At 41.9% G+C, this 23,307-nt stretch carries 23 protein-coding genes and 1 tRNA gene; 5 read left to right on the top strand and 19 right to left on the bottom strand.

The features are described 5' to 3' along the window. A complete protein-coding gene (radC, locus tag LS48_RS10505; protein WP_062622490.1) occupies positions 1–696 on the bottom strand; it encodes a RadC family protein in 696 nt (231 codons plus the stop codon). A 126-nt stretch (positions 697–822) separates the two neighbouring features. On the opposite strand from radC, the gene LS48_RS10510 reads away from it, so the two are divergent. Continuing rightward, on the top strand, positions 823–1,263 hold the full coding sequence (locus LS48_RS10510) for a DUF1569 domain-containing protein (protein WP_062622491.1): 441 nt from the start codon (positions 823–825) through the stop codon (positions 1,261–1,263). A 23-nt stretch (positions 1,264–1,286) separates the two neighbouring features. On the opposite strand, the gene LS48_RS10515 is transcribed toward LS48_RS10510, so the two are convergent. The 16 genes from LS48_RS10515 to mraZ form a co-directional block, all read right to left on the bottom strand. After that, positions 1,287–1,646 carry a SpoIIAA family protein gene (locus LS48_RS10515; RefSeq protein ID WP_045079222.1) on the bottom strand — a complete coding sequence of 120 codons (360 nt, stop codon included), beginning with the start codon at positions 1,644–1,646 and terminating at the stop codon, positions 1,287–1,289. Positions 1,647–1,957: 311 nt separating this feature from the next. Continuing rightward, a tRNA-Arg gene (locus tag LS48_RS10520) sits at positions 1,958–2,031 on the bottom strand. 79 nt (positions 2,032–2,110) lie between these two features. Then, on the bottom strand, positions 2,111–2,560 hold the full coding sequence (locus LS48_RS10525; RefSeq protein ID WP_062622492.1) for a GatB/YqeY domain-containing protein: 450 nt from the start codon (positions 2,558–2,560) through the stop codon (positions 2,111–2,113). Positions 2,561–2,707: 147 nt separating this feature from the next. Further along, positions 2,708–4,681, bottom strand: a complete 1,974-nt coding sequence (gene ftsZ, locus LS48_RS10530; RefSeq protein ID WP_062622493.1) for a cell division protein FtsZ — start codon at positions 4,679–4,681, stop codon at positions 2,708–2,710. A gap of 63 nt (positions 4,682–4,744) precedes the next feature. Further along, complete coding sequence (ftsA, locus tag LS48_RS10535) at positions 4,745–6,097, bottom strand: cell division protein FtsA (protein ID WP_062622494.1); 1,353 nt, start codon at positions 6,095–6,097, stop codon at positions 4,745–4,747. Between the two features lie 4 nt (positions 6,098–6,101). Continuing rightward, the gene (locus tag LS48_RS10540; RefSeq protein ID WP_062622495.1) at positions 6,102–6,818 is read right to left on the bottom strand and encodes a cell division protein FtsQ/DivIB; all 717 of its coding nucleotides are present in this window, start codon (positions 6,816–6,818) and stop codon (positions 6,102–6,104) included. Beyond that, entirely contained in the window at positions 6,808–8,163 is a 1,356-nt protein-coding gene (murC, locus tag LS48_RS10545) for a UDP-N-acetylmuramate--L-alanine ligase (RefSeq protein ID WP_076692456.1), read from the bottom strand. The genes LS48_RS10540 and murC overlap by 11 nt, the downstream gene beginning before the upstream one ends. A gap of 80 nt (positions 8,164–8,243) precedes the next feature. Continuing rightward, a complete protein-coding gene (gene murG / locus LS48_RS10550) occupies positions 8,244–9,338 on the bottom strand; it encodes an undecaprenyldiphospho-muramoylpentapeptide beta-N-acetylglucosaminyltransferase (protein WP_062622497.1) in 1,095 nt (364 codons plus the stop codon). Further along, positions 9,335–10,525, bottom strand: a complete 1,191-nt coding sequence (locus tag LS48_RS10555; protein ID WP_062622498.1) for an FtsW/RodA/SpoVE family cell cycle protein — start codon at positions 10,523–10,525, stop codon at positions 9,335–9,337. Before LS48_RS10555 ends, murG begins: the two co-directional genes overlap by 4 nt. Positions 10,526–10,580: 55 nt before the next feature. Continuing rightward, entirely contained in the window at positions 10,581–11,918 is a 1,338-nt protein-coding gene (murD, locus tag LS48_RS10560) for a UDP-N-acetylmuramoyl-L-alanine--D-glutamate ligase (protein WP_062622499.1), read from the bottom strand. A gap of 95 nt (positions 11,919–12,013) precedes the next feature. Next, on the bottom strand, positions 12,014–13,255 hold the full coding sequence (mraY, locus tag LS48_RS10565) for a phospho-N-acetylmuramoyl-pentapeptide-transferase (protein WP_062622500.1): 1,242 nt from the start codon (positions 13,253–13,255) through the stop codon (positions 12,014–12,016). A gap of 3 nt (positions 13,256–13,258) precedes the next feature. Next, positions 13,259–14,722, bottom strand: coding sequence for a UDP-N-acetylmuramoyl-L-alanyl-D-glutamate--2,6-diaminopimelate ligase (locus LS48_RS10570; RefSeq protein WP_062622501.1), 1,464 nt, complete (start codon positions 14,720–14,722; stop codon positions 13,259–13,261). Next, complete coding sequence (locus tag LS48_RS10575) at positions 14,719–16,719, bottom strand: PASTA domain-containing penicillin-binding protein (protein ID WP_062622502.1); 2,001 nt, start codon at positions 16,717–16,719, stop codon at positions 14,719–14,721. Before LS48_RS10575 ends, LS48_RS10570 begins: the two co-directional genes overlap by 4 nt. Before the next feature lie 136 nt (positions 16,720–16,855). Continuing rightward, positions 16,856–17,182: an FtsL-like putative cell division protein gene (locus LS48_RS10580; RefSeq protein WP_062622503.1), complete on the bottom strand. Its 327-nt coding sequence runs from the start codon at positions 17,180–17,182 to the stop codon at positions 16,856–16,858. Between the two features lie 70 nt (positions 17,183–17,252). Then, positions 17,253–18,149: a 16S rRNA (cytosine(1402)-N(4))-methyltransferase RsmH gene (gene rsmH / locus LS48_RS10585; protein WP_062622620.1), complete on the bottom strand. Its 897-nt coding sequence runs from the start codon at positions 18,147–18,149 to the stop codon at positions 17,253–17,255. Beyond that, positions 18,136–18,609, bottom strand: a complete 474-nt coding sequence (gene mraZ, locus LS48_RS10590; protein WP_045079354.1) for a division/cell wall cluster transcriptional repressor MraZ — start codon at positions 18,607–18,609, stop codon at positions 18,136–18,138. Before mraZ ends, rsmH begins: the two co-directional genes overlap by 14 nt. A 205-nt stretch (positions 18,610–18,814) precedes the next feature. Between mraZ and LS48_RS10595 the strand changes: the two genes are divergently transcribed. Together LS48_RS10595 and yihA are read left to right on the top strand one after the other, a co-directional pair. Further along, on the top strand, positions 18,815–19,579 hold the full coding sequence (locus LS48_RS10595) for an alpha/beta fold hydrolase (RefSeq protein ID WP_062622504.1): 765 nt from the start codon (positions 18,815–18,817) through the stop codon (positions 19,577–19,579). Between the two features lie 112 nt (positions 19,580–19,691). After that, positions 19,692–20,297: a ribosome biogenesis GTP-binding protein YihA/YsxC gene (yihA, locus tag LS48_RS10600; protein ID WP_062622505.1), complete on the top strand. Its 606-nt coding sequence runs from the start codon at positions 19,692–19,694 to the stop codon at positions 20,295–20,297. Positions 20,298–20,319: 22 nt separating this feature from the next. Here the strand turns inward: yihA and gldC are convergent, their stop codons facing one another. Both gldC and gldB read right to left on the bottom strand, forming a co-directional pair. Beyond that, complete coding sequence (gldC, locus tag LS48_RS10605) at positions 20,320–20,658, bottom strand: gliding motility protein GldC (RefSeq protein WP_062622506.1); 339 nt, start codon at positions 20,656–20,658, stop codon at positions 20,320–20,322. Beyond that, on the bottom strand, positions 20,658–21,614 hold the full coding sequence (gene gldB, locus LS48_RS10610; protein ID WP_062622621.1) for a gliding motility lipoprotein GldB: 957 nt from the start codon (positions 21,612–21,614) through the stop codon (positions 20,658–20,660). Before gldB ends, gldC begins: the two co-directional genes overlap by 1 nt. 107 nt (positions 21,615–21,721) lie before the next feature. On the opposite strand from gldB, the gene nadE reads away from it, so the two are divergent. After that, the gene (nadE, locus tag LS48_RS10615) at positions 21,722–22,510 is read left to right on the top strand and encodes an NAD(+) synthase (protein WP_062622507.1); all 789 of its coding nucleotides are present in this window, start codon (positions 21,722–21,724) and stop codon (positions 22,508–22,510) included. Positions 22,511–22,674: 164 nt separating this feature from the next. Further along, positions 22,675–23,307 carry a response regulator gene (locus LS48_RS10620; protein WP_062622508.1) on the top strand — a complete coding sequence of 211 codons (633 nt, stop codon included), beginning with the start codon at positions 22,675–22,677 and terminating at the stop codon, positions 23,305–23,307.

Here is a 23,307-nt window from a genome sequence, read left to right on the forward strand (position 1 = left end):
TTACAGCATATTTTCATCGGCGAAGCTAAAGTACGCTTTTTCAGTAATTATAAGGTGATCCAGCACCTTTATGTCCAGACTATCGCCCGCCGTTTTTAGCTTTTTGGTAAGCTGGATGTCTGCCTGGCTGGGCTTCAACGTGCCCGAGGGATGGTTGTGTGCCAAAATTATACCCACGGCGCCCAACTGCAGCGCATCCTTAAAAGCGAGGCGTACATCTACTACCGTCCCCGTAATTCCACCCTTGCTAAGCTGTGCGCTTTTAATGATTTTATTTGAATTGTTTAGATAAAGTATCCAAAACTCCTCGTGCGGAAGTTCGCCAATTATAGGCTGCACATATTCAAAAACGGAATTGCTGGAAGTAATTTTTTTTCGCTCCAATGCTTCGCCCGTTCTTCTTCTTCGGCCCAGTTCCATTGCGGCGGCTATGCAAATTGCCTTGGCCTCGCCAATGCCCTTGAACTCCATCAGTTCTGGGATGGAAAGCCTTCCCAATTCACTTAAATTGTTGCTAACTGAAGCTAAAATACGTTGGCTTAGCGATACTGCACTTTCGTTCCGGCTACCGGAACCAATCAGGATGGCAATCAGTTCGGTATCGCTCAATGCCGTTCGGCCTTTCAGCAGCAATTTTTCGCGCGGCCGGTCGTCTTCGTTCCAGTTTTTTATGGAAAAGGAGTTGTTTTCTTCCATACTTTAGCTTTTCACTAAAGATAATAATGTATGCCCAAACGGCATAAAAAATTGAAAACAATATTCTTAAATGAAGATTTCATATTTATTGAATAAATTTATATTCGGAACCAAGCAAATTTTTATATGAAATCACTTTTTGAAGAAGCCGCATTTTCCGAAATTAACGACAGGATAGATAACCTTTCCGCAAACTCGGAGAAACTTTGGGGCAAGATGAGCGTGGGCCAAATGTTAAGACATTGTCAGGAACCGCTAAAGGTTACCTTGGGAAAGGGGAAGATAAAAAAGCAGTTTTTTCCGCTTGCCTTTTTATTCAAGAAATCATTATATAATGACAAACCGTGGAAGCGAAATCTACCGACGGCAAGCTCATTTAGAGTTTTGGAAGACAAGGATTTTGCAACGGAAAAAGTAGTGCTCAAAAAATTGATTGCTGAATTTCATACCAAGAAAAACCAAACGCTCTGGGAGCCACACCCTATTTTCGGGAAATTTTCTGCCGAGCAGTGGGGCAAGATGCAGTACAAGCATTTGGACCACCATTTACAGCAATTTGGCGTATAGAATCAAGCCTAACAATAGGCTCTTTATTGTTCCTTTAGCCAATTTATTGCCTCCTGTCTTTCGGAAAGCTCAAAACCCTTGACTTTCATCCCTGGGATAATAGCGCCAAAGGCTTCCATGGATTTTTCGAGCCATTCTTTATCTGTCACGATGGCTACGGCTTTAATGTCCTTCCAGTAATGTAGGTCTGTTTTTAAATCTTCCCACATGGCCTTGACGGTATAATTTAACTCGTCAATTTCGGCAAAAAGCTTTATTTCGCCGTGCTCCATTTTGTGTTTTTCCATTAATGGATTCAGTTGGTCGTAATCCGTTTCGGTGGTTTTTCCGGAGATTATGATTCCAAGAATATCTGCCGGAAGACCGTTCACGATGGTAAACATAATGTATATTTTAAGTTTAACTTTTCTTGAGATTTGAAGTTAAAAATTATTGAGGGCTATCGATATTAAAGATGTATTAATTAACACATTTTTAATGTGGGAAAATTTGCTGGAGATTCTTCGTAAACGGTATAGGAAGAGGAAAGAAAGTTTTTTTGGACGAGGTTAGAAATTAACCACGAATTGACGAATGGGATTCTCTACGTGCATCCCTAAAAGCTCCTCCCGATAGCTATGGGGATTGAAAATGAAAAGGAAGAAAAAAGTTTCTTGAGCAAGCTCAAAACTTTTTTCTTCCTTTTATTTATTCGTGACCGCGGAGGGATTCAAACCCCCAACCCTCAGAGCCGAAATCTGATGCGCTATTCAGTTGCGCCACGCGGCCGTGTTCAATGTTCAAAAATATTTAATTTCGAATCATATTAACCTAATAACCCAATAACTTATTAACCAATAACTAGAAATTAGGAAAGTCTCTTCTTCACTGCGGTGGAAATGGTTTTACCATCGGCTTTGCCCGCTATTTTTGCGGTGGCCAATCCCATTACCTTTCCCATATCGGCCATAGAGGAAGCTCCCGTTTCAGCGATGATTTCATCCACAATCTTGCCCACCTCATCCTCGCTTAACTGTTGTGGCAAAAACTGCTCTATTACCTTTGCCTGGGCCAATTCCGGTTCTGCAAGATCCTCGCGCCCCTGTTCCTTATAAATTGCAGCACTGTCCTTACGTTGCTTTACCTGCTTTTGCAGCAATTTTATCTCTTCCTCCTCGGTCAAATCTGCCTTTGAACCCGTTTCGGTCTGTGCCAGAAGCAGGGCAGATTTCACGGAACGCAATGCCTCCAAAGACTGGGTGTCCTTCGATTTCATCGCGGTTTTCATTGCATCCATTATCTTTTCCTGTAAGCTCATTCCTTTGTTTTTAATAGCGTACGAAGATACTTAATTCAGCCGAAATGCGAAAAACTATTGCAAGTTTTATAAGATGAAAATACGCATAAAAAAGCCCAAACTCAATTAAGAAATTCGGGCTTCTGCTTTAAGTGAAAAAAATATCACTTAGTCAACATTGTCGTGCAAAAACGAATTGTTCTTGCGCAATTCAATCTCATCATCTTCAGTATTTACCGAGGTTCTGGAGATGTTGGGTTCGTTTTTTGTTTCGTTAAGATCAATTCCCATACGCTTGTAGGCAGGTTGTTTTTCAATCTCATCGATTCGCGAAGGACTGTTTTTAAATTTATAATTGAACTCTTTCATTTTCCGTTTGCGCTCCTCGGTACGCTCGCTCAATATTTTGGAGATGGGCGAATTCATGGGGTCCTCCTCAATTTGGGTTTCTACCTCCTTCGCATTGGGCTCTGCAACTGTTCTTTTTTCAAAAACAATTTCTTCGTCCTCTATTTCCTCCGCAACCAATTTTGAGGGTTTGGCGCTGTTCAGCCGATTCTCAACTTCTTGATAATCGTCCAGACTGTAACGCTTTATTCCTTCACCCGAAACTTCTGTAATGGGAATAACTTCTATGTGATCCTGTACCTCGATTTCGCCCAGATCAAAGAAAACCGTTTCATCCTTGTCTTTCTTTTCGGGTTTTTTGGGGGCCGAATTGATAGGGAGATCAAACATCAATATTTGGTCATCGTTCTCTTCGGAAGTTGGGGTAGCGATATTCGAATCTTTTTCGGCTTCCTTATTGGGCGCCTCAACAATTACGAATTCGTTCACGTTCATTTTATTTACCTCGACTTGGTTGAATTCCTCTATATTTCCAACTTTGACTTCTTCATAGGAAACGTTTAGGTTTTTCAATAATTCCGAAGTTTTGATATAACCGTCAAAAGGAAGTTTTTCTTCTATTTCGGCATCGTCAAAAAGTGTGTGCTTTACAACCGGAGCCTGCGCTTTCGGTTGTTGGCCCAAGGGCTTTTCCGGCAATTTTACCGTACTTGCAGTAGCCTTTGGGGTTAGGTCGTGCTCGGCCTTTTGTTCGTCTTCCAGGGTGTGGATTATCTTTTTGGTTTCGGTATTTACTATTTCATTCTGTTGCTCCACGTTAAAACCTGTGGCAATCACGGTAATAGCGATGGAACCTTCAAGGCTTTCTTCTTCGCCCACACCCATAATGATGTTTGCGCTATGACCGGCTTCATTCTGAATATGGTCACTTATTTCGCCAATTTCATCTATGGTAATTTCATCTGTTCCAGAAACGATAAGCAGCAATACGTTTTTGGCACCTTTTATTTTATTGTCGTTTAGCAAAGGCGAATCCAATGCCTTACCGATGGCTTCTTTGGCCCTGTTGGCGCCAGAAGCGGTAGCGCTTCCCATAATGGCGGTCCCGCTATTGGCAAGTACGGTCTTTGCATCGCGAAGGTCAATGTTTTGGGTGTAGTGGTGCGTAATTACTTCGGCAATACCACGAGCAGCGGTGGCCAAAACCTCATCAGCTTTTGAGAAGCCTGCCTTAAAACCGAGGTTTCCATAGACTTCGCGCAATTTATTGTTGTTGATAACCACTAACGAATCCACATTTTGGCGCAGTTTTTCAACACCAATCTGTGCTTGGTCGTTTCGGGTTTTTCCTTCAAATTGGAATGGAATGGTTACAATACCAACCGTTAAAATATCCATATCCTTGGCCATTTTGGCAATAATTGGCGCAGCACCGGTACCTGTGCCACCGCCCATTCCGGCCGTGATAAAGATCATTTTTGTATTGGTGGTAAGCATATTGCGGATTTCTTCCATACTTTCCACGGCAGACTGCTCCCCTACTTTAGGGTTGGCACCAGCTCCCAGGCCTTCGGTGAGGGAAACCCCCAATTGGATTTTGATTGGCACCGGACTGTTCTCCAAAGCCTGTGCATCTGTGTTGCATATTACAAAGTCAACTCCCTTTATGCCCTGGCTGAACATATGGTTAATGGCGTTACTTCCTCCGCCACCCACGCCAATAACCTTAATCACATTGGATTGGTTCTTTGGCAGATCGAAGGAAATGTTGTCAAATTCTGTTTTGCTGCTCATGTCTTTTATTTTTTATTACAATTTTTTATTGCCTATTTTTACTTTCTACCGCTACTAAACACTTTATTCGGCATTGTCCAAAAATTCCTTGAACTTTTCCGCCCATTTATCAAAAAACCGCTTGGAGGTTTTTTGCTCTTTTTCTTTATTCTTTTCTTTCTTTTTTTCTTCTTCAACTTCGGTCTCTTCAGCCTTTTCCACTGTTTCTTCGGAAGTGATTTCATGTGAAAAACGCTTCATCAACGAAGATTTCTCCTTACTTTCCAAGCTGTTAAGCACCAAGCCCACTGCGGTCGCATACATAGGGCTGGTGGTTTCGGCATCGCTGTCACCAGCCAAATGCTCGTTGGGATAACCTATGCGGGTGTCCATTCCCGTGATGTATTCCACCAATTGCTTTATATGCTGCAGCTGTGCGCCGCCGCCCGTAAGTACGATTCCCGCGATAAGTTTCTTTTTTTGGTCCTCGTGCCCGTAGTTTTTTATTTCCATATACACCTGCTCGATAATTTCGATAACGCGGGCGTGGATTATTTTTGAAAGGTTTTTTAAGCTGATTTCCTTGGGCTCTCTCCCTCTCAGGCCAGGAATTGAGACTATTTCGTTGTCTTTATTTTCCCCAGGCCAAGCGGAGCCAAATTTTATTTTCAGAAGTTCGGCTTGTTTTTCAATAATGGAACAGCCTTCCTTTATGTCTTCGGTAATTACATTTCCACCAAAAGGAATTACGGCAGTATGGCGAATAATGCCATCCTTAAAAATCGCTAAATCTGTAGTGCCGCCACCTATATCAATTAAGGCTACACCTGCTTCTTTTTCCTCTTGGCTCAGTACCGCTTTTGCCGAAGCCAAAGGCTCCAAAGTGATTGCGGAAAGCTCCAGACCGGCGCTTTTAATACATCTGCCCACATTTCTAATGGAGGAAACCTGCCCTACCACCACGTGAAAGTTGGCTTCCAATCGTGCGCCGTACATGCCGATAGGTTCTTTTATTTCGGCCTGCCCATCAACCTTAAAATCCTGCGGCAGTACGTGCAAGATTTCTTCTCCCGGAAGCATAACCAGTTTGTGTACTTGGTTGCAAAGACGGTCTATATCTTCTTCCTTTATTACATCCTCGCCATTGGGACGGGTAATGTAGTCGCTATGCTGAAGGCTTCTTATATGCTGGCCGGCAATGCCCACCACAACTTCCTTAATCTTCATTCCGGAAGAGGTCTCGGCATCCTGCACCGCCTGCTGAATGGACTGAATGGTCTGCGTAATATTGTTTACCACGCCACGGTGCACCCCGAGGCTTTTGGCTTTGCCAATCCCCAATACCTCCATTTTGCCATAATCGTTCTTTCTCCCAATCATGGCAACTATCTTGGTAGTTCCAATATCCAATCCTACAGCAATGTTCTCGTTTTCCATGACCTTACTTTTTTGTGGCTATTACCTGACTTTCAAATTTCAGATTCACCATATTGTACCCATACAGCGTACTGTCCTGTTTAGTTTTCTTGTAAAATGCTTTAAAGTTTTGAAACTTTTTCTCAATGTTATCCGGCTTCCCAAAAAGCACTTTAAAATTCATTTTTCGCAGCTCCAATTCTATCTCGCCGTTCATTTTTCTGTTTAACCCCACCACGCTTTGTTTCATAAATTCGTCGTCATTGATTTTTAGCAGCAATTGGGTAACTTCATTAAAATTATTTTTTGAAGTTCCCGTAATTATTGGCACTCTTGCCGAGTACACATCAGAGAGCGGCATCTTTTTACCATCGGCATCCAGATAATAATCAGGCGAAGCGGATACTCTGCCTATTGGTTTGCGCTGCTCAATTTTTGCCCCCAACGTACCGTCCACCGATACATACACCTGAACATCACGAACCATAGGGTTTTCCTGAAGCCGCTGCTCCATCTTCTTCAAAACTAAAGCTTCTTTGCCTATGCTCGTAACCTTGTCTTGATTTTGTATCAACAATTTATTAACTGTGTTGTAGGTGATAAAAGGACTGTTTTCATCCACAAATTCTACGTCCACCTTCTTGATTTTACGGGCGTCATTTCGCTTTTTTGTAAAGCTGAAAAGAAACGCCATAATACCCAGCAAAATGATAAATTTGATGATTTCAATACTACGTTTCATTTTTCAATTTTTTGGTTAACTTATTCACTTCAACGCCTATATCTCCTGCCCCTACGAGCAATTTTATTCTGCATTTTGACTTCAGCAGAACCTCGGGCAGGGCAGATTTAACAACCAACCGCTTGTTTTTTGCAATCACTTGGTCCAAAAGCCATTTGGAAGTAATTCCTTCAATGGGCTCTTCCCTTGCGGGATAAATATCCAGCAGCACTACCTCGTCAAATTGTGGCAGACTTTTGGCGAAACCTTCAGCAAAATCGCGCGTTCTGCTGAAAAGATGCGGCTGAAAGACAATCTGTTTGTGATCGTTGGGGTACATTTCGTCCACGGCCTGAAATAGCGCATCAATCTCTGTGGGATGGTGCGCATAATCGTCTATCAAAACCAATTCATCGGTTTTTATTTTATAGGAAAAGCGGCGCTTCACCCCTTTAAATGATGCCAATGCTTTGGGCAGACGATCGGTTGGGGAGCCTGCTAAAATCGCCATACCCAAAGCCATGATGGCATTTGTAAGATTGTGGTGCCCGGGAAGAAGGAAGGTCAAGTTTTCCAAAGTTCCGTTCGGAGTTCTTAAATCGAAAAGATATGCACCGTTCTTTATTTTAACATTTTGGGCCGAATAATCCGCGGCTTCTTCAACGCCAACGGTCATCCCGTCCAACGAAAGGTTCTTTTTTATGAAAACATTTTCTTCTTTTTCCACCAATCGCGCGAAAGCCCTAAAGGCATTCTCTATTTCTGAGGCATCGCCATAAATGTCCAAATGGTCTGCGTCCATTGAGGTTACGCAGGCAATATCTGGACGAAGCTGCAGAAAGGAACGGTCAAATTCATCTGCCTCAACAACGGTTATTTCGTTGCCTTTATAAATAAAATTTGAATTATAGTTTTCCGCAATCCCACCCAAAAACGCGGTTACCGGCATATTGCATTCCGCCAATAAATGCCCCAAAATGGCCGAAGTCGTAGTTTTTCCGTGCGTTCCGGCAACGGCGAGGCAAAGTGTGTTTTTGGAAACCTCGCCCAAAAGCTGGGCACGTTTTACGATTTGAAAATCTTCTGAAAAGAAATAATTTAAAATCTTGTTGCCCTTTGGAATGGCGGGCGTGTAAACCACCAAAACATTCTCTTTTGAAAGAACTTCTTTTTGAATTTCAGAAATTTCATCAATAAAAGTAACCGGGATGCCTTCCGAAATCAATTCCTCGGTCAAATCGGTTGAAGTTCTATCGTACCCAAAAACAGCCTTCCCCTGCATTTTGAAATAGCGTGCAAGCGCACTCATCCCAATGCCGCCTATGCCGACGAAGTAGAAGGTTTGTATGTCTTTTAGGTTATTCAAAATTTAATGTTTCAGGTTTAATTTAGTCGATGGGTTGATGTGTTTAGAAGTTTAGCCACTATACTCATCGACTTCTCAACTCATCGACTTTTTTCTAATAATTTCTCAATCTCTTCAACTATATCTTTTGTGGCATTTGGTCTTGCCAGTTTTTTTATGTTTTCAGAAAGTGTTTTCTGCTTTTCTTCGGAAGCGAGCAATGCTGAAAACTCGTTTTCGAAATTGGCATCCAGTTCACTTTCCTTAATCAATAACGCGGCATTTTTTTCTGAAATTGCCAGTGCGTTTTTGGTTTGGTGGTCTTCGGCAACGTTTGGCGAGGGAATGAAAATCACGGGCTTGCCCACCAAACACAGTTCAGAAACCGAAAGTGCTCCCGCACGCGAAATGATGAAATCTGCCGCCGCGTATGCCAAATCCATTCGGTTTAAAAAGGGATGGATTTGGACCGTTTGGGAACCTTTGTTTTTATAGGTTTCTTCGTAAAATTTACCGCATTGCCAAATAACCTGCAAATTGTTCTTTTCAAAAAACGGCAATGATTTTTCAATCAACTGGTTGATACGGCGTGCACCGAGACTTCCGCCCAAAACCAACAACGTTTTCTTTTCTTTTTTCAAGTTGAAGAAAGCTACTGCTTCTTCCCTTTTTAAAGAAATATCCAGCAAATCCTGCCGCACGGGATTGCCCGTTATTCTTACTTTTTCCGAAGGAAAGAATTTTTCCATTCCTTCATAAGCCACACAAATCTTCTGAACTTTACTGCTCAACCATTTGTTGGTTATTCCTGCGTGGCTGTTCTGCTCTTGAATTAAGCAAGGAATCCCTTTTAAAGCCGCCATTCGCAACAAGGGAGCACTGGCATAACCGCCCGTACCGATTGCAACATCGGGTTTGAAGTTTTTAAGAATTTTAAGCGATTTTCCAAGACTGGAAACAAGTTTCAACGGAAACGCCAAATTCTGCAATGATAAACTCCGTTGCAGCCCAGAAATCCACAGGCCTTTTATTTTATAACCTGCCTGTGGCACCTTTTCCATTTCCATTCTATCCTTTGCGCCAACGAACAAAAATTCAGCATCGGGAAAACGGGTTTTTAACTCGTTCGCAATGGCAACCGCCGGGTAAATATGACCTCCGGTGCCTCCGCCTGATATGATGAATTTATATTTCAAATTGCTTCGCTTAATATATCCAATGGATTTTCTTCCTTTTCTTCTTTGGCAACCACCTCCCGTTTTGCGCTCACGCTTAAAATCATTCCAAGTGCCAGACACGTCATCCAAATTGAAGTACCCCCACTGCTTATCAATGGTAAATTTTGTCCGGTTACCGGAAACAGTTCCACAGCCACCGCCATATTTATCATCGCCCTAAAAACAATGGGCAAGCCTACGCCAATAACCAACAACTTTCCAAAAACGGAGGTTGATTTATGCGCGACCACCACGATCCTAAAAAGCAGAAACAAATACAAAACCATCAAAAACATGCCGCCCAAAAGGCCAAATTCCTCAACAATAATTGCATAAATAAAATCGGAGGAGGACTGTGGCAAAAAGTTCTTTTGAACACTTTTGCCTGGTCCCAAACCTGCCACACCGCCTGAAGCAATTGCTATTTTTGCTTTTTCGATTTGGTAATCGGCTTCGGTATCTTTATCATCACTGAAATTTTCAACACGACTTATCCAAGTATCCACACGATTTGGGAAAACGCCCGGAAATGCTTTTGCGGTAAGCACGAAGAGCGTGAGGAAAATCAATCCGGCTCCTAGGATTATCCCTAAATACTTCAATGGATACCCACCTACGAAAACGAGCATTACAATCATTGAAAAAAAGATTGCAGTGGTAGAAAAGTTAGCAGGAAGTATTAATGCGAGCACTATAAATACAGGTACCCAGAGCGGTAAAATGGTTTCCTTGAAGGTAACGGTTTTGTCTTTTATGCGCGAAAGATAACGCGCCACATAAGTCATCAAAACCACGCCAGCCAGTGTTGAAGTCTGAAATGTTATACCCACAAACGGCAAGCGTATCCACCTACTTGCGTTTGCGCCGTCAATCGTGGTGCCTTCCGCCATTGTGATAATCAACAGCAGGATAATAACGGGCATGGCGATAATGGAAAGCCCCCGGAAATAGTGATAAGGTATTTTATGAACGCCATACAAAATTCCAAAGCCCAATACAAGGTGTGAAAAATGACGGAGCAAATAAGGCAGCGTGCTTCCATCTCCGTACAAATACGCCAGATTACTACTGGAGCTATATACCGGCAAAAAGGAAAATAGTGCCAAAAGACCTACAATTCCCCAGATTGCTTTATCACCCTGTATGTAATGGAAAATGTTTTTCACTTGAAATGTTTCTGGTTTCTAAAATTTCGTATTTCCGTTTTCGTATTTCGTTTTTTTACAAATTTCTAACTGCATCTTTAAATTGTCTTCCGCGGTCTTCATAGTTTTCAAAAAGATCAAAACTTGCACAGGCCGGGGAAAGCAAAACCGTGTTATTTCTTTCAGCCAATTTGTAGGCAACCTGCACCGCCATTGCCATGGAATCGGTTTCAATTATTGTATCCACAACGTTTCCGAAGGCATTGATTATTTTTTCGTTATCAACTCCCAAGCAGATAATCGCCTTTACTTTTTCGTTTACCAACGGCAACAGTTCACTGTAATCGTTGCCTTTATCCACCCCGCCCACAATCCACACGGTTGGGTTTTCCATACTATCAAGTGCAAAAAATGTAGCATTTACGTTGGTGGCTTTGGAATCGTTTATGTACATCACATTGTTGATTTTTAAAACCTTTTCCAACCTGTGCTCCACGCCCTGAAATCCTTCCAGACTTTCACGGATTGTCTGTTTTCTGATTCTCAATAATGTAGCTACCGTTGATGCAGCCATGGCGTTCTTTACATTGTGTTCCCCTTGTATTCCGATTGTTGCGATTGGCATAGTAAATTCTGTATTATTTATTTTTATTATTATTTCGTTATTTCTTTTAAAAGCTCCCTGGTTCAGTTCCTTTTTTACCGAAAAAGGCAGCGGTTGTGATTTTATGGAATTTTGCGAAAGCCACTTTATTATTTCAACATCATCTGCATCATAAATGAAGTAATCCTGCGAGGTTTGGTTCATCGTTATCCGAAATTTTGAAGCGATATAATTTTCATATTTATAATCATATCGGTCCAAATGGTCCGGACTCAGATTGGTCAAAACTGCGATTTGCGGCGCAAAGGTTTCAATGCCGTCAAGCTGAAAACTGCTGAGTTCGAGTACGAAGTTTTCGTACTTCTCTTCGGAAACCTGCTCTGCGAAACTCTTCCCGATGTTTCCGCCCAACGCCACATTAAGTCCGCCGTCTTTCAGCAATTTATAGGTCAAACTTGCGGTGGTTGTTTTTCCGTTGCTTCCGGTTATTCCTACAATTTTTGCCTTTGTATATTTTGAAGCAAATTCAATTTCAGAAATAACCTTCACTCCCTTTTCGCGCAACTTTTTAACGATTGGTGCGTTATCGGGAATTCCCGGACTTTTCATCACTATGTCTGCCAAAAAGATTTTGGCTTCGGAATGGCCTTCCTCTTCCCATTCAATTCCATTATTTATAAGAACTTGTTTGTACTTTTCCTTTATTTTTCCGAAGTCTGAAACAAATACTTCAAACCCCTTTTTCAATCCTAAAATGGCTGTGCCTACTCCACTTTCACCTCCTCCGAGAATTACGATTTTCTGCTTCATAGTTCAGTCAAATTATTTTTCCCTCGCAAAGCCGCAAAGGCGCAAAGTGTTTTCATATTATTCTAAACTTCTAAACTCATCGACTCATCGACTTTTTATCTAATTTTCAACGTAACAATCGTAATGATTGCCAAAAAAATTCCCACAATCCAAAACCGCGTAACAATTTTACTTTCGTGGAAACCCTTTATTTGATAGTGGTGATGCAATGGCGACATTCTGAAAATGCGCCTGCCTTCACCAAATTTCTTCTTTGTGTATTTAAACCAGCTTACCTGTAAAACCACCGAAAGATTTTCCATCAGAAATATTCCACAGAGAATGGGTATAAGCAGTTCTTTCCGAACTGCAATTGCAATTACGGCGATGATTCCGCCAATGGTCAAGCTGCCCGTATCGCCCATAAATACTTGGGCGGGATAGGTATTGTACCATAAAAACCCGATAAGCGCTCCTACGAACGCGGTGATGAAAATCGTCATCTCACCGGTGTTTGGGATGTACATAATGTTGAGATAATCCGCAAAAATTACGTTGCCCGACACCCAAGCAAAAAGCGCAAGCGTAAGACCAATGATGGCCGAAGTACCCGCGGCGAGGCCGTCAATTCCATCGGTGAGATTGGCTCCGTTTGAAACCGCCGTGATTATAAAAATCACGATGGGAATGAAAATGAGCCAGACATAGCTCTTATAATTTTCGCCCGCCCAGCTTATAAGTTCAGCATAGTTGAATTCGTTTTCCTTCACAAAGGGAATGGTGGTAAGCATTGCCTTATCCTTCACATAAAAAGTATTGGTGGATTCCTTGGCAATGACTTCCGTTATTTGTGTTTCAGTTTCAGGATTTTCAATGGTTCGCTGCACAATGATGTCTGGGTGCAAATACATAGTTACGCCCACAAAAAGGCCCAAACCTATTTGGCCTATTACCTTAAATTTTCCCGGTAATCCCTGCTTATCATTTTTAAATTTTTTAATGTAATCGTCAATAAAACCGATGGTCCCCATCCAAACGGTTGTAACAATCAAAAGGATTACGTAAATATTTTCAAGTTTCGCAAAGAGTAAAACAGGAACCAATGTGGCGAGAATGATAATGATTCCGCCCATAGTCGGCGTTCCCGCTTTTTCGTTTTGACCTTCCAAACCAAGATCACGGATAGATTCGCCTACTTGCTTTTTCTGCAGATAATTGATTATTTTTTTACCGTAAACCGTGGCGATAAACAGCGAAAGGATAACCGCCAAAATCGCCCGGAACGTAATAAAATTGAACAGCCCCGCACCTGGCACGTCGTATGTTTTATCCAAATATTCAAAAAAATAGTAAAGCATTGGCTATTTGTTTAGGGCGGTTAAAAGTTGGTTTACTATTTTAAAATCATCAAAATCGAAGCGCTCTCCGTTTATTTCCTGATAGCTTTCGTGGCCTTTTCCGGCAATCAAAATGATGTCGTTTTCCTGCGCCATTTGGCAAGCCGCTTTTATGGCTTCCTTTCTATTTATTATTGAAATCGTCTTTTTATAATGCTCGGCAGGCACGCCTTTTTCAATCTGTTCAATAATTTTTTCGGGATTTTCGGTGCGCGGATTGTCGCTGGTAAAAACCACTTTGGTGCTCAACGAAGCGGCAATGTTTCCCATAACCGGGCGCTTCTGCGCGTCACGGTCGCCGCCGCAGCCTACCACGGTTATAACTTCTTCGTTACCCGTGCGGATTTCATTTATGGTTTCCAAAACATTTTTCAGGGCATCGGGCGTATGTGCATAATCCACAATGGCAGTGATTTTCTTTTCTGAAATTAAATATTGAAACCTGCCGCCCACACTGTCCAATGTGCTCATTATTTGAAGAATTTCAAGTTCCTTCAACCCCAAAAGATATGCGGTACCAAAAATTGCAAGTAGATTATAAGCGTTAAATCCGCCAATCAATTTCACCCACAATTCCTGATTGTTTATTTTCAGAAGTTGCCCTGTGAACTGGCTTTCCAAAATTTGGGCTTTATAGTCGGCGTAGGTTTTTAGGGCGTAGGTATATTTTCTCGCTTTGGTATTCTGAAGCATTACCAAGCCGTTTTTGTCATCTACATTTACCAATGCAAAAGCAGATTTCGGCAAAGCATCAAAAAAGGATTTTTTCACATCGCGGTATTCCGCAAAATCTTTGTGATAATCCAAATGATCGTGCGAAAGATTGGTAAAAACGCCTCCGGTGAAATGAAGCGCCTCGGTACGTTTTTGGTGAATTCCGTGCGAACTCACTTCCATAAAGCAATATTCCACGCCATCGGCCACCATTTCGCGCAGATATTTGTTGATGGTCAACGAATCCGGCGTAGTGTGAGTGGCTTTAAATTCTGTATCGCCCACCATTATTTTTACCGTGGAAAGTAAGCCAGCTTCCAAGCCCGCTTTTTTAAAAAGTTGATATAAAAGAGAAGAAACCGTTGTTTTCCCGTTGGTTCCGGTTATACCGACAAGCTTCAGTTCTTCCGAAGGGTTTCCGTAGTAATTGGCGGCCATTATCGCCAACGCCTTATGCGAATCCGCAACCTGTACGTAGGTAATTCCGTTGATGATATTTTCCGGCAAGGTTTCGCAAATAATTGCCAAGGCACCTTGGTCAGCAGCTTTTTTTATGAATTGGTGCCCGTCTGAAACGGTTCCTTTTATGGCGATAAAAACATCGTTCAAAGAAACATTTCGGGAATCAAATTCCAGATTGTTTATGGCCACGGAAGTACTGCCCACGACGCTTTCGATGGTAACTTTGTACAATATGTCCTTTAACAATATCACGATAAATTCAAGGTTATGGTTTGTCCCTTTTTTAAAGTTTCGCCAGACTTTATGGATTGGCTGGCAACGGTGCCATTGCCCACAACCTGCACTCGCAGCCCGAGATTTTCAAGTAAGGAAACGGCGTCCATTCCTGCCATTCCGGTTACATTCGGAATTGTTTTGGCGGGTTGTTGCAACTTGGCATAATATCTTTCAAAATCCTTCTCAATAGTTGGGTCGGGCCGTTCTATGGCTTCAACTTTGTCGATATTTCGGGACTCGGTAAAAATTTTCTGGGCAATTCTTTTAAAAACAGGTCCCGAAACATCAGCACCGTAAAACCCTTTTTTCGTACTCGGTTTGTGGATAATCACGATACAGGAATACTTTGGGTTTTCCGCGGGAAAAAAGCCTGCGAAAGAAGAAATATACCGGCGATTGCTTTTCCAGTCTGGCATCCAATATTCGGTTTGTGCAGTCCCAGTTTTCCCCGCCATTGAAAAATCTGGGGAATAAAGCGATTTACCCGTACCACGTATTACCGTGTTCTTCATAATTTCCTTGATTTTCGCCAAGGTTTCATCAGAGCAGATTTTAGGGTTTATAACTTTGGTGTCGTAGGTCGTTACTTTTTCATTCCAAGCGCGGACTTCTTTTATAAAACGAGGTTTTACCATTACGCCATTATTGGCAATGGCATTGTAAAAATTTAAGGTTTGGAGTGGAGTGAGACGTAAGTTATACCCATAGGCCATAGAAGGTAGTGCATTCTTGCTCCACTTTTTATCCCCAGGCTGTGGAATCATTGGTACGCCTTCACCCTTAATGGCAACGCCTGTTTTTTCGGTAAGATGCCAGCTTTTTAAACGATTGATGAATTTGTTGGGATTTTTGGAATAGTTATCATTTATAATTGTAGCCAACCCAATGTTTGAGGAAACTTCCAAAGCTTTCGCCGCAGATATTTTTCCGTAGCCGCCGCGGTGCGAATCGTAAATTTTTCTTCCGTAGAAAACCTTTACGCCGTTGCCTGTATCAACCACGGTACTGGTGTCTATTACCTTATCTTCCAAAGCGGCCATCATTGCCATTACCTTAAAGGTAGAGCCCGGCTCGTGCGATTCGCCGATGGCGTAGTTCAATTTTTCATAATAGGTTCCGTTGGAGGTGCGGCCCAAATTTGAGACGGCTTTTATTTCGCCCGTTGCTACTTCCATCACAATTACGGTTCCGTGCTCGGCTTCATAATATTCCAATTGTTTTAGCAAGGCGTGGTGGGCAATGTCTTGAATATTTACATTTATGGTTGAAACGATATCATAGCCATCCTGCGGCTCAATCTCATTGTCGTCGGAAATTGGCTTCCACTGGCCCTTGGCTATTTTTTGCTTTAGCCTATGGCCTTCCTTGCCCGTGAGCAAATCGTTGAATGCCCCTTCCAAACCAACGGCGTAGTATCCCGGACGGTCATAAGCCTCATCGCCCACGGTGCGTTGCGCTATCTTACCAATGGGATGCTCGCGGACGGTGCGCTGCTCCACAATTATTCCACCCTTGTAGGGGCCTTTGCGGAAAAGCGGCAGGTTTTTTACCTTTATATAATCTGAATAGCCCAGATTTTTTACGATAAGCAAATACCTGTTTTTATCGGCTCGCGCTTTTCTGAACATATTTTGATAATGCGACACGGGCTTCCCAAACATTTTGCTCAACCCTTCGGAAAGCGGCTTTAAATTTTCCTTGAAATCTTCCGAAGAAACCGTTACGGCGTCAAAGCGGATGTCATATTTTGGGACTGAAGTAGCCAAAAGACTACCATCGTCGGCGTAAACATTTCCGCGGTTTGCAGGAATCACGAAGTTTTTCGTGGTGTTTTCCTTTGCCAATTCGCGATATTTTTCACCATCCACAAACTGGATGTTCATCAACTTCACACTAATGGCAAGCGCAAAAAGAAACATGCATCCGGCAACGACGTATAGACGGTTTAATATGTTTTTTTCCTCAAAAGCCATTTTTTCAGTATTCAGTAGTCAGTGTTCGGTACGCAGTATTCAGCGCTCAGTTTTTTGGTTTTACACCCGATGCCTATATGGAAGGATGACGGCTTCCCTTAGGGACGGGGTATTGTTATTCTTTCTTCTTTATTCTTTAATCTTTTTTCTCCTCCTTTGTAATCCTAATTCTCTTCGGGGGCGTTGTGGATGGTTGCAACCCATGACTTTCCATTGCGGCAATAATTTTGCTCTCCATCCGTGCCTGCATCAACAACATTCGCACGTCAACATATTCGCTTTTCAGTTCTTTTACCTGTGCATTCAATTTTGAAATTTTATGGACTTTTTTGTCTGCGCTGTGCGAACTGCCAATCATAATCAAAGCCAATACGGAGAGGAAAATGATAAAGCGCCAGTTTTTCAGCGCGTCGTCGCTCACCAAAAATTTTCCTTTTATTATGTTGTAAAAACCTTCTTTCAAAATTTGTTAATTCGTTAATTCGGGATTCGTTGATTCGTTAATTTAGCGCGCTATGAATCGCGCGCCTACGTTATATTTTTTCCGCTATGCGAAGCTTGGCGCTTCGGGCACGGTTGTTTTGTTTTATTTCTTCTTTGGAAGGGATTATAAACTTCCCCACCGCCTTAAATGGAACTTCAAAATGCCCAAAAGCATCCTTCTCCGGTTCCCCCTCAAACAATCCGTTGCGGATATATCTTTTCACCAACCTATCTTCCAAAGAGTGATAGCTTATTAAACTAAGGCGCCCACCCGGTTTTAAAACTTCGTTCGTTTGAAGCAAAAACTCTTTCAACGCCTCCAGTTCCTGATTCACCTCGATGCGAATGGCCTGATAAATCTGGGCCAAAATCTTGTTTTCTTTATGCGCTGGCAGAAACCTGCTGAGCACTTTTTTTAATTGTTCGCTCGTTTTTATCTTTTCGGTCTGGCGCGCTTCCACAATTACGCGGGCCATTCCTGCAGCGCTTCGCAATTCACCGTAATTTGAAAGCACATTTCGCAATTGGGCCTCTTCATATTTGTTGACCACCGTATATGCCGAAAAATTTGTATCGCGATTCATACGCATATCCAAATCGGCTTCAAAACGGGTTGAAAAACCTCTCTCGGCCACATCAAACTGATGCGATGAAACCCCAAAATCGCCCAAAATGCCATCAACGGTCCTAAAACCGTGGAATCTCAAAAATCGCTTCAGAAACCGAAAATTTTGGTTTATAAGCAAAAAACGCGTATCGTCGATAGCGTTTTGCAAAGCGTCCTTGTCCTGGTCGAAGGCGATGAGTTTTCCAGTGGGACCCAAACGCTTCAGGATTTCGCGGGAGTGGCCGCCACCGCCGAAAGTGACATCAACATAAACCCCATCTGGCTTTATGTTAAGCCCTTCAACAGTTTCTTTCAGCAAAACCGGATTATGATATTCCATCACCATCATTGCTTTTGTTTCCCATTACTTCTTCGGCCAAATCGGCAAAATCGCTTGCGGCATCGTCAATAGCCTGTTCGTATTTATCCTTATCCCAAACCTCCACAATGTTTATCGCGGAAGAGAACACAATTTCCTTGTTGATGCCGGCAAAAGAGAGCAAGTCCTTTGGAATGAGCAATCGGCCCGTAGCATCAAGCTCCACAGTCTTTACGCCAGCCGTAAACCTTCTTATGAAATCGTTATTTTTTCTGTTGAATCGGTTCAGCTCGCCCATTTTCAGCATGAGGGCGTCCCATTCCTTCATCGGGTAAATTTCCAGGCAGGGCTGGAAGACCGCGCGCTTGATAACGAAGCCCTCGGGAGCCACGGTCGCCAACTGCTTTTTCAGCGGCGCAGGTACCATGACCCGTCCCTTTACGTCTGCTTTACATTCGTATGTGCCTATTAGATTGAGCATTGTGGAAATTCCCGATTTGTAATTTATAGTTTCAAATATATATAACTTTTCCCACTTTTTACCACATTCTACCACATTGTTGATAAGTTTTACCACATTGTAGATAACCTAAAATGGAACTGGCAATGAACAAAGCCTAACATTAAATAGACCGTATGAAATATTTTTGTTTACTTTTGTCTTTCTAAATTGCACCAACCACAGCATGTCCGAAAACTTAAAGAAAGAAGGGAAATTTTCATATTTAGAAATAGGTGAAGGCACGCCAATAATCATTCTTCACGGACTAATGGGCGGGTTAAGCAATTTTGACGGAGTTGCAGATTTCTTTCCGCCAAAGGGATATAAAATCCTTATACCCGAATTGCCCATTTACAAAATGACCCTCTTGCGTACCAACGTGAAAAATTTCGCGAAATACGTGGGGCAGTTTATAGACCATTTGGGTTATGATGAAGTGATTCTTTTGGGAAATTCGCTGGGTGGGCACATTGGCCTACTCTGCACAAAAATGTATCCCGAAAAAGTAAAAGCTTTGGTAATCACCGGAAGTTCTGGACTTTACGAGAGTGCCATGGGCGAAAGCTACCCAAAACGCGGCGATTACGATTACATAAAGAAAAAAGCCGAAAACGTTTTTTACGACCCTGCTGTGGCTACCAAAGAAATTGTGGACGATGTTTATGAAACCGTAAACGACCGAAACAAATTGATACGGACACTGGCCATTGCAAAAAGTGCCATCAGGCACAATATGGCCAAGGATTTGCCCAAAATGTACACCCCAACTTGTATTATCTGGGGGAAAAATGATAACGTAACCCCTCCGGAAGTTGCCGTTGAGTTTGATGAACTCCTACCAGATTCTGAATTATTTTGGATTGATAAATGTGGCCACGCCGCAATGATGGAGCATCCCGATGAGTTTAATGAACTTCTTTACGCTTGGTTGCAGAAACGAGGGTTTTAGTAGTTTCAGGTTTCAGGTTTCAAGTTTCAAGTTTCAAGTTTCTAAAAAAACGTATTCTCCCTCATAACCCTTAACCCTTAACCCTTAACCCTTAACTCCTAACCCTAAAGCAATGCACATAAAATCGGCAGAATTTGTAATGAGCAACAGCGATGTTGCCAAATGCCCAAAGGACCGTTTGCCGGAATACGCGTTTATTGGGCGCAGTAACGTTGGGAAATCTTCGCTTATCAATATGTTGATGCAGCGCAAGAGTTTGGCAAAGACTTCAGGAAGGCCGGGAAAGACTCAGCTTATAAACCATTTTCTCGTAAATAAGAATTGGTATTTGGTGGATTTACCGGGCTATGGGTATGCACGTGTTTCAAAAAGCAGTAAAAAGACATTTCAGAAATTCATTACCAATTATTTTGAAAAGCGGGAGCAAATGATACTCGCCTTTGTATTGGTAGATTGCCGCCACGAACCGCAACCCATCGATCTTGAATTTATGCAGTGGATGGGCGAAAGTGGAATCCCCTTCAACATCATTTTTACAAAAGCAGATAAGCTGAAGCCAAAAGCCTTGGAAAGAAATATTGCTGCTTACACCGAAAAAATGCTCGAAACCTGGGAAGAAATGCCGCCGTATTTTGTTACCTCAGCCAGTGATTCCACGGGAAGGGATGAAGTATTGAATTATATTGACGAATTAAATAAAAACCTAACCGGCCTTTGAGACCTGTTAGGTTTAATCAGCCTTATCCCCGCTTCAGTTCTAGCTTTTCAGCAAAATAATCACAAAAATCGCGCATCGTGGCGCTCATCTTTTCGTCATTGGTGGCACGCTGAAACGTATCGGCCATCGCACTTAAGGTTTGGTGGAAGAAAATTTTCATCTCGTCCACGGGCATTTCCTTTGTCCAAAGGTCTATCCGGAGCGACTCCTGGCTTTTGCTGTCCCAAACCGATAGCATCACCGCTTTGGTTTCCTCGTTTGACACGCCGCCGTCCTCGGCTGTCCAATGAATATTTTCAGGTATTTTATTTTCGTCAAGACCCACTTTTAGCCTTATTTCTGAAGTATGTTTAATTGCCATTATTTCTTTGGTTTGTATTTTGAATTTGTAAATATTTCTTCAGCATCTGTTATCATCAGCCGCTGTACATCAGTATCGTTTTTTTCCATATAGGCACGGACAATTTTCCAGCCCAAATAGCGCCCCAACATTCCGGGAGATTCGTTGTCTATTTCCAAGTAAAATTTTGAAAAAGGCGCGGGATTTATAAACCGTGCGCCCAGTTTCGGGTCGGTGCTGTAGAGCAATTCCTTCTCAATAAAATAGCGCCACATATATTCCTCGTTTTCTTCCGCCCATTGAAATTCTTCTTCGGTATAGCCTATTTTTTCAGCATCTGAAGCATTTGGAAGCCAAAGATCTTTAAGATAAAGTTGCTTGCCAAAATATACAATCTGCCCCAAAAAAGTAGCTTTGCTGGGCGGTTTTATATACTGCCTTGCATAGGTTTCCGAGACATCGGGAGCAATCTGTGATGGTTTCATTTCCTTCGAAATATATTTATCTATGCCTTCGTAAAAAGGGTGATTGGCCCCCAAATAATTGTCCAGGCCTATCACCAGCATACTGTCCGCAAGGATTACCTTGTTACGATAATCCACGTCTGAGGTGGTGGTTACAACCAATGGGGTGCTGAATTTCGGAAAATAATATTTTATGTGTTGAAACAACGGGACGAGTTCATCTTGCAATATTTCGTCATTCGGAAATGTTTTTGCTACTTCTGCTTCAAGCTGGTTTTGGAGCGTATCCGTTAATTTTTCAATCCAAATACTGTCATTGTATTGCTTTGGAAAAAATGCCGGGAATTCAGCTTTCAACATTGGAAGTTCGTCAATGGTTGCTGCTGCAAATTCTTTGTCAAAACGGATAATTTCAACATTAATAGGAATTTTTTCAATTTCACCTTCAACTTCACTTTTACTATTGCACGAAAAAAGGAAAGCACCCAAAAGGGCCAATACGAAATACTTCATAGCAGAAAAAATGTTACAGTTGGTTAACGCCATTCCTTTTTATTAATTTTATCTTTAGCAAATTTTGCCTGCAAAGGTATTATTATAAAAGATTAAAAACACAGAAAATGCACACTGAAAAAGTTATAGATTACATTGTAGATTGGTTAAAAACATACGCTGTAAATGCGAGAATGGAAGGTTTTGTAGTAGGAATTAGCGGCGGAATAGATTCTGCGGTAACCTCTGCCCTGTGCGCAAAAACCGGAATACGGACCCTTTGTGTGGAAATGCCCATTCACCAAGCACCCAATCAGGTAAGTCGGGGGCGTGAACATATACAGTTTTTAAAAGAAAAATTTGCAAATGTTAGCAATACCGAAGTGAACTTGACCTCTGTTTTTGAATTGTTTAAAAGCGAGGTGCCACAAACAACCGATGATAGCTTTCTCGATCTTTCACTTGCAAATACGCGAGCGCGCCTTCGGATGACTACACTTTATTATTTTGCTGGCCTGCATCGTTATTTAGTTGCAGGAACGGGCAATAAGGTTGAGGATTTTGGAGTAGGTTTTTATACAAAATACGGTGATGGCGGAGTAGACTTAAGCCCCATTGCAGATTTGATGAAAAGTGAAGTTTACAAACTTGGTGAAGCCCTTGGCATTCCAGAATCAATTATGAAAGCCGCTCCCACAGACGGATTATTTGGCGATAGCCGATCTGACGAAGACCAATTGGGCGCAAGTTATGACGAACTGGAATGGGCAATGAAAATGATGGAAGAAGGAAAAAACAGCTCAGATTTTTCAGGAAGGGAAAAAGTGGTTTTTGATATTTACAAAAAATTGAACAGGGCCAACCAGCATAAAATGCTCCCAATCCCTATTTGCGAAATCCCCAAAGAATTGAGATAATACTGTTATTTATCGAATAATTTAACCATTAAACGAAAGGTTTACTTTTCTTCCCTTGTATATTTTATATATCCAAAATGTAGTATTAATATTACGTGTCTAAAACTCATTTGCTCCCCAAATCTGAAGGTTTTATTCATTCTTGAATTTATAAAAACACTAAGATGAAAAAAGTTGTAATTGCAGACCACCACCCTGTAACCAGAAAAGGCGCTTCCGTTTTACTAGATAGCACCAATGAATACAATATTGTTGGGAAAGTTTCCCGCGGATCGGAACTATTGAAATGCCTCGAGAAAGAACGTCCCGATATTTTAATTTTAGAATTGAACATTCCTGAAATTAATGGTTTTCACGCACTTCGCAGCATTCGCGAAGAGTTCCCAAAAACTCGAATTGCTATATTTTCATCACATCCTGAAGAGATTTATGCCTTGCGCTCAGTAAAATCTGGTGCTGCGGGTTATATTCCAAAAACAATTTCTTCCGAATTATTTCTACATGCTATCAAACGTATCGCGATGGGCGGTATATTTTTGAATGATGAATTTGCAGCCGCTTTCAACAGCCGTTCTGTAAATGACAATACTCTGGTAGGCAGATATAAGAAACTTTCCGCAAGGGAAATTGAAGTTCTCAACCTACTATCAAATGGCAAGCGCAATAAAGACATAGCCTCACTTTTGGAAATCAACGAAAAGACCGTAAGCACTTATAAAACAAGACTTTTAAAGAAATTAAACGTGACAAGTTTGGCAGAGTTGATAAACCAAGCGCGGATGTTTCAATTTTCTTAA

Origin of the sequence: Aequorivita aquimaris, from assembly GCF_001573155.1 — a bacterium.
Lineage (GTDB): Bacteria > Bacteroidota > Bacteroidia > Flavobacteriales > Flavobacteriaceae > Aequorivita > Aequorivita aquimaris.